Below are 7,207 nucleotides of genomic sequence, written 5' to 3' on the forward strand. Positions count from 1 at the left end.
TTGTCACGGTTTATCCTATCAGAAGTTGGTTAAAGCTCTATGGGATTCCAATAAAAAGGCTTGTACTGAAACAGTACAAGCTCTTACCTTAGATTGAAAAATTTAGATATTAGGCAATTACACTGAAGTTGCTTTGGTTGACTGTGGCCAGAGTGGTAGAGGTAGAACTTAAGGTGGCCAGAAGGTTAGCACCTGTACCGAATACGGTGGTATCAAAAGCATTATTGGTGTACCACACCTGTACCCCAGCAGCCGTGCCAACACCCAAAATTGCTGCATTAGAGGATGCCCCAGCAGAAAGGGCGGCAGCGGCGGCAGCAACCAGGGAGTTACCTTCACCGTAGCGACGAGCCGAGAGGCTACCGCGAGATAATCCCGCAAAACCAGAAGATCTTAAGTTAATTCGATCACTAGAGGTGAAATCAGTTATCAAATCTACTCCTTCAAAACGAGAATCGTAGATGAAAGTGTCAGCCCCTGTTCCTCCAGTGAGAGTATCTGCCCCAGTACCACCCACAAGAGTATCGTCACCCCCACCACCGTTGAGAATGTTGGCTTGAAAATCGCCAATAATTGTATCATTGCCGCTAGTCCCGATGACATTATCAAAATTGAGAAAAGTCCGATTGATGGTGGGAAAAGGACCAAAAACAGAAGCCGCACCCGTGGAGAGATTGATAGAAAGGGAAGCTCCCAACGAAGCAGTGCTGGAATCGATAGTGTTACCGCCCACCAGAGGATTGGCAATAATCGTCTCCATACTGATCGTATCATCGACCCCTGCAAACCTTTTCTCAACGATTCCCGTCGGTTTGACAGTAATCGCTCTTCCTAATCCCCGATAGTCGGCGGTATCATTGCCTGTTCCCCCCTCAAGGGTATCGTTTCCTGTCGTGCCGAAAAAGGTGTCATTACCTCCATTTCCTCGCAAAAGATTATTTTGACTATCACCTTTTATGAAGTCATCTTGATTAGTTCCTGAGACATCATCGAAGTTGTTAACAGTAAAGTTTAAAGCACCGAGAAGAGGAACATTTCTGACGGTTAAACGGGAGGTACTGAGATCAACCTCGATAAATGAGGGGGCAGCGGCTGTGGAAGCATCAATTAAATTATTACTAGCAAAAGGATTGGCAATAATTCTTTCAACAGAAGTCAGTTGATCACTGCCGAGACTACCTTTCAAGATTTTGCCTGTGGGCAAAATAGTAATACTCTGTGGAACAGAGACGCTTGAGGAAAAAGGGTTGCGAAGATTGCTGTAGTTGGCAGTGTCAAAACCACTGCCACCATTGAATATGTCGTCGCCGCTACTACCAATAAAGGTATCGTTAAAACGGGTCCCCACAAAGTTGTCGTCAAATATAGTTCCAAAGAAAACTGCCATTAGTTACAAACCTCCAATTTGGTCTTTTCAAGAAAGTGTGCAGTCAATAGTTATAACCATTGACCAAGCTTTTTACAGCATTTTTGGTTAGGGAAAAATTTGCTGACGTTTCACCTTAGCCCTTAGGCAATATCACAACGTCAGAAGACTAGCAATCAAAAGAGATACCATAAAGTTCTGTTAGGTAGTTTTCTTAGTCAGTAGTTAGGGAATGAGTCAAAATAAATCAAGGCAAATTCTTTCGCCTTCTCGATGAATGCTAAGAAATACTAACTTAATGTTGTGTTTAGTTTTAGGATGCAAACTTATATTAAGTTGTGTTTCAAATGTTGTCAAACTCTATATAAAGTTTAAATAAGCAGTTTATCGGGGAAAATTGTTGAATTCGGTTTTTATGTCCAGAATCGTACTTGCCACTGCTAATATCGTTGATTATCATTATCAAGGAAGAATCCGGTTACTGCGACGATCTGCTGAAGGCTCAATCGCTACTGACTGGAAGCCTGATATCACGCCGAAGTCTCACCGTCGAAGCCTTTTGCTTATCCTGATAAGTAGCCTATACTCAACGAATTTAGTATAGTTTACCCGCTAATAGTCCCAGGTCACTCGATCGCATCCATGTTCCTGTCTATCCCCAAACTCCCCAATCACTAATCAAGGGGTTGGGTCTAGCGATGATTTTCCAGTTGGAACAGTTTACAATAAGATTTGTAAGGAATTGTAAATAATTATGAGCGAAAAAGTTGTCCTGATTGTCGGTGCTACGGGGGGTATAGGTGCCACTTTAGCGCGTAAACTAGCTGTTAATGGTCATAAACTCGTATTAGTGGCCAGAAATGCCGATAATTTATCTAATTTAGCTGGTGAGTTGTCTTGTCCCTCGTTAATTGTACCGACGGATATCACTAATCCGACTCAGGTGGAAACTTTGATGGAAAAAATTGTCTCCCATTACGGCCGGTTGGATGTGTTGGTTAATGCGGCCGGAGCCGGTGTGATGAAACAATATAATAAAATCACGCCGGAAGATTTAGATAAAATGCTCGACCTCAATCTGAAGGGGAGTTTTTATACCTGTCAGGCTGCGGCTAATGTGATGAAGGAAAATAAGGCCGGTCATATCTGTAATGTGGTGGGAATTTTGGGTAAGCATTCTATGGCTATGGCTGCCGCTTATTGTGCTTCTAAGTACGGGGTGGTCGGTTTTAGTAAATGTTTGGCCGATGAGTTAAAACGCTATGGTATTAAAATGACTTTATTCTATTTTGGTGGTGTCGATACTCCTTTTTGGGATCAGGTGAGTTTAAAAGTTGATCGCAATAAAATGTTAACCGCTCAAACTGCCGCCGATGCTATCTATTTTGCCATGAATGCTGAACCCCAAGCTGTCCCCATGGAAATTAATATTCAACCCGATAGTCATCTCTTTTTTTAGTCATCAGCTTTTTCAGTTATCAGTTATCAGTTATCAGTGAATAGCATTAAGTGGCAAGTTCGGAGTTTTATTTTCACTGTTTACTGCTCACTGAAAAAACCCTTTTTTTTGACTTTATCTATGTCACGGTTTATCCTATCAGAAGTTGGTTAAAGCTCTATGGGATTCCAATAAAAAGGCTTGTACTGTTTCAGTACAAGCTCTTACCTTAGATTGACAAATTTAGATATTAGGCAATCACACTGAAGTTGCTTTGGTTAACTGTGGCCAAATTGGTAGAGGTAGAACTTAAGGTGGCCAGAAGGTTAGCACCTGTACCGAATAGGAGGGTATTAAAAGCATTATTGGTGTACCACACCTGTACCCCGGCAGCCGTGCCAACACTCAAAATTGCTGCACCAAAGAGAGACCCCGCAAAAAATGCGGCACCGGCGGCAGCAAACAGGGAGTTACCTTCACCGTAGCGACTAGCGGAGAGGCTACCGAGAGATAATCCCGTAAAACCAGAAGATCTTAAGTTAATTCGATCACTAGAGGTGAAATCAGTTATCAAATCTACTCCTTCAAAACGAGAATCGTAGATGAAAGTGTCAGCCCCTGTTCCTCCAGTGAGAGTATCTGCCCCAGTACCACCCACAAGAGTATCGTCACCCCCACCACCGTTGAGAATGTTGGCTTGAAAATCGCCAATAATTGTATCATTGCCGCTAGTCCCGATGACATTATCAAAATTGAGAAAAGTCCGATTGATGGTGGGAAAAGGACCAAAAACAGAAGCCGCACCCGTGGAGAGATTGATAGAAAGGGAAGCTCCCAACGAAGCAGTGCTGGAATCGATAGTGTTACCGCCCACCAGAGGATTGGCAATAATCGTCTCCATACTGATCGTATCATCGACCCCTGCAAACCTTTTCTCAACGATTCCCGTCGGTTTGACAGTAATCGCTCTTCCTAATCCCCGATAGTCGGCGGTATCATTGCCTGTTCCCCCCTCAAGGGTATCGTTTCCTGTCGTGCCGAAAAAGGTGTCATTACCTCCATTTCCTCGCAAAAGATTATTTTGACTATCACCTTTTATGAAGTCATCTTGATTAGTTCCTGAGACATCATCGAAGTTGTTAACAGTAAAGTTTAAAGCACCGAGAAGAGGAACATTTCTGACGGTTAAACGGGAGGTACTGAGATCAACCTCGATAAATGAGGGGGCAGCGGCTGTGGAAGCATCAATTAAATTATTACTAGCAAAAGGATTGGCAATAATTCTTTCAACAGAAGTCAGTTGATCACTGCCGAGACTACCTTTCAAGATTTTGCCTGTGGGCAAAATAGTAATACTCTGTGGAACAGAGACGCTTGAGGAAAAAGGGTTGCGAAGATTGCTGTAGTTGGCAGTGTCAAAACCACTGCCACCATTGAATATGTCGTCGCCGCTACTACCAATAAAGGTATCGTTAAAACGGGTCCCCACAAAGTTGTCGTCAAATATAGTTCCAAAGAAAACTGCCATTAGTTACAAACCTCCAATTTGGTCTTTTCAAGAAAGTGTGCAGTCAATAGTTATAACCATTGACCAAGCTTTTTACAGCATTTTTGGTTAGGGAAAAATTTGCTGACGTTTCACCTTAGCCCTTAGGCAATATCACAACGTCAGAAGACTAGCAATCAAAAGAGATACCATAAAGTTCTGTTAGGTAGTTTTCTTAGTCAGTAGTTAGGGAATGAGTCAAAATAAATCAAGGCAAATTCTTTCGCCTTCTCGATGAATGCTAAGAAATACTAACTTAATGTTGTGTTTAGTTTTAGGATGCAAACTTATATTAAGTTGTGTTTCAAATGTTGTCAAACTCTATATAAAGTTTAAATAAGCAGTTTATCGGGGAAAATTGTTGAATTCGGTTTTTATGTCCAGAATCGTACTTGCCACTGCTAATATCGTTGATTATCATTATCAAGGAAGAATCCGGTTACTGCGACGATCTGCTGAAGGCTCAATCGCTACTGACTGGAAGCCTGATATCACGCCGAAGTCTCACCGTCGAAGCCTTTTGCTTATCCTGATAAGTAGCCTATACTCAACGAATTTAGTATAGTTTACCCGCTAATAGTCCCAGGTCACTCGATCGCATCCATGTTCCTGTCTATCCCCAAACTCCCCAATCACTAATCAAGGGGTTGGGTCTAGCGATGATTTTCCAGTTGGAACAGTTTACAATAAGATTTGTAAGGAATTGTAAATAATTATGAGCGAAAAAGTTGTCCTGATTGTCGGTGCTACGGGGGGTATAGGTGCCACTTTAGCGCGTAAACTAGCTGTTAATGGTCATAAACTCGTATTAGTGGCCAGAAATGCCGATAATTTATCTAATTTAGCTGGTGAGTTGTCTTGTCCCTCGTTAATTGTACCGACGGATATCACTAATCCGACTCAGGTGGAAACTTTGATGGAAAAAATTGTCTCCCATTACGGCCGGTTGGATGTGTTGGTTAATGCGGCCGGAGCCGGTGTGATGAAACAATATAATAAAATCACGCCGGAAGATTTAGATAAAATGCTCGACCTCAATCTGAAGGGGAGTTTTTATACCTGTCAGGCTGCGGCTAATGTGATGAAGGAAAATAAGGCCGGTCATATCTGTAATGCGGTGGGAATTTTGGGTAAGCATTCTATGGCTATGGCTGCCGCTTATTGTGCTTCTAAGTACGGGGTGGTCGGTTTTAGTAAATGTTTGGCCGATGAGTTAAAACGCTATGGTATTAAAATGACTTTATTCTATTTTGGTGGTGTCGATACTCCTTTTTGGGATCAGGTGAGTTTAAAAGTTGATCGCAATAAAATGTTAACCGCTCAAACTGCCGCCGATGCTATCTATTTTGCCATGAATGCTGAACCCCAAGCTGTCCCCATGGAAATTAATATTCAACCCGATAGTCATCTCTTTTTTTAGTCATCAGCTTTTTCAGTTATCAGTTATCAGTTATCAGTGAATAGCATTAAGTGGCAAGTTCGGAGTTTTATTTTCACTGTTTACTGCTCACTGAAAAACACCCTTTTTTTGACTTTATCTATGTTTGTTGATCATATTCATTTTTATGTAGAATCGGCCAAAAAATGGCGAGATTGGTTGGTGCGGGTGATGGATTTTCAGGCGATTGCAAGTTTAGTTAATCTCCACACGCACACGGAAATAGTTGGCAATGGCATCCAAAAAGATAAAACTAAACAGATTATTTTTATCTTATCTTCTCCTTTAAATTCCCTTAGTCCCGTGGCGGAATTTTTAAGTAAATATCCTGAAGGGGTGGTAGATGTGGCTTTTCAAGTGGAGGATTTAGACGCTTTAGCTAGGAGAATTAAACAGGATATTTTGATCAAGGAAACTGTTTTGCCTAGTGGTAAGATAAAAAGCTGTCAAATCTCTAGCATTGCTAATCTCAAACATACGTTAATTGAAAGACAGGGAATCACGCCAATTTTAGCCGATCCTAATCTGATTGAGTATGATAGCAAGGAACAATATAATCAGGATATTCTGGCAATTGATCATTTAGTTTTAAATGTTTTTCAGGGAAATTTAGAGTTAACAGCCAATTGGTATGAGGAAAATTTAGGCTTTAAAAAAAGGCAAACTTTTACTATTAAAACGGAGCGTTCTGGTCTTTATTCCCAGGTACTTGTTCACCCCGAAACTGAATTAAAATTACCAATTAATGAACCAGATAGTAACAGTTCTCAAATTCAAGAATTTTTAGATATTAATCAAAAATCTGGCATTCAACACATTGCTTTAAAAACAGAAAATATTTTAAGATTAACTCAAAAATTAAAAGAAAGGAAAGTAGAATTTCTATCAGTTCCCAACAGTTATTATCAACAAATTAACTATCAAAAAAAGGATTTTAATATTGCTGATTGGGAATGGTCAGAAATTAAAAAACAGGAAATTCTCATTGATTTTGAACAAAATAGTCATTCCCTCAGGGAAAAGCCAACTTTACTGCAAATTTTCACTAAACCAATTTTTTCCCAGCCGACTTTCTTTTTTGAATTAATCGAGCGACGTCATGCCGCTAGAGGTTTTGGAGAAGGCAACTTCCAGGCCCTATTTGAAGCGATCGAACGGGAACAAATACAGCGAGGAACTTTAGATTAGAGTCAGAAAAGCGATCATTTTTCCCATGAGACTAAGTAGGTAGGTGTTAAAAGTTTTCAGACACCCCCCTTATCAAGGGGGGCAGGGGGGATCCCCCCGCCTATCGGCACCCCCCTTATCAAGCTATCCATTAGTCACATCTTTCTTAACATAAAATTTGACAAAAAGAGAAAAGTGTGCAAGATGGCTCAAGGGGGTTCTATGGGGGGACTAATTTGATGAGATAGTTTC

5 protein-coding genes are annotated in these 7,207 nt (G+C 41.0%); 3 read left to right on the forward strand and 2 right to left on the reverse strand.

Annotation, left to right across the window (positions count from 1 at the left end):
• Window positions 1–109: 109 nt before the first annotated feature.
• Window positions 110–1,387 (reverse strand): calcium-binding protein, encoded by a 1,278-nt coding sequence (locus tag H6G40_RS16945; RefSeq protein ID WP_190538025.1) that lies wholly within the window; start codon window positions 1,385–1,387, stop codon window positions 110–112.
• A gap of 733 nt (window positions 1,388–2,120) precedes the next feature.
• Between H6G40_RS16945 and H6G40_RS16950 the strand changes: the two genes are divergently transcribed.
• On the forward strand, window positions 2,121–2,825 hold the full coding sequence (locus tag H6G40_RS16950) for an SDR family oxidoreductase (protein WP_002740268.1): 705 nt from the start codon (window positions 2,121–2,123) through the stop codon (window positions 2,823–2,825).
• A gap of 229 nt (window positions 2,826–3,054) precedes the next feature.
• Here the strand turns inward: H6G40_RS16950 and H6G40_RS16955 are convergent, their stop codons facing one another.
• Window positions 3,055–4,332: a calcium-binding protein gene (locus H6G40_RS16955; RefSeq protein WP_190538027.1), complete on the reverse strand. Its 1,278-nt coding sequence runs from the start codon at window positions 4,330–4,332 to the stop codon at window positions 3,055–3,057.
• Between the two features lie 733 nt (window positions 4,333–5,065).
• Between H6G40_RS16955 and H6G40_RS16960 the strand changes: the two genes are divergently transcribed.
• Window positions 5,066–5,770 (forward strand): SDR family oxidoreductase, encoded by a 705-nt coding sequence (locus H6G40_RS16960; RefSeq protein ID WP_190538029.1) that lies wholly within the window; start codon window positions 5,066–5,068, stop codon window positions 5,768–5,770.
• A gap of 120 nt (window positions 5,771–5,890) precedes the next feature.
• The gene (gene hppD / locus H6G40_RS16965) at window positions 5,891–6,976 is read left to right on the forward strand and encodes a 4-hydroxyphenylpyruvate dioxygenase (protein ID WP_002740161.1); all 1,086 of its coding nucleotides are present in this window, start codon (window positions 5,891–5,893) and stop codon (window positions 6,974–6,976) included.
• The last annotated feature ends 231 nt before the right edge of the window (window positions 6,977–7,207 follow it).

The sequence above is a fragment of the Microcystis viridis FACHB-1342 genome (genome assembly GCF_014698335.1).
Lineage (GTDB): Bacteria > Cyanobacteriota > Cyanobacteriia > Cyanobacteriales > Microcystaceae > Microcystis > Microcystis ichthyoblabe_A.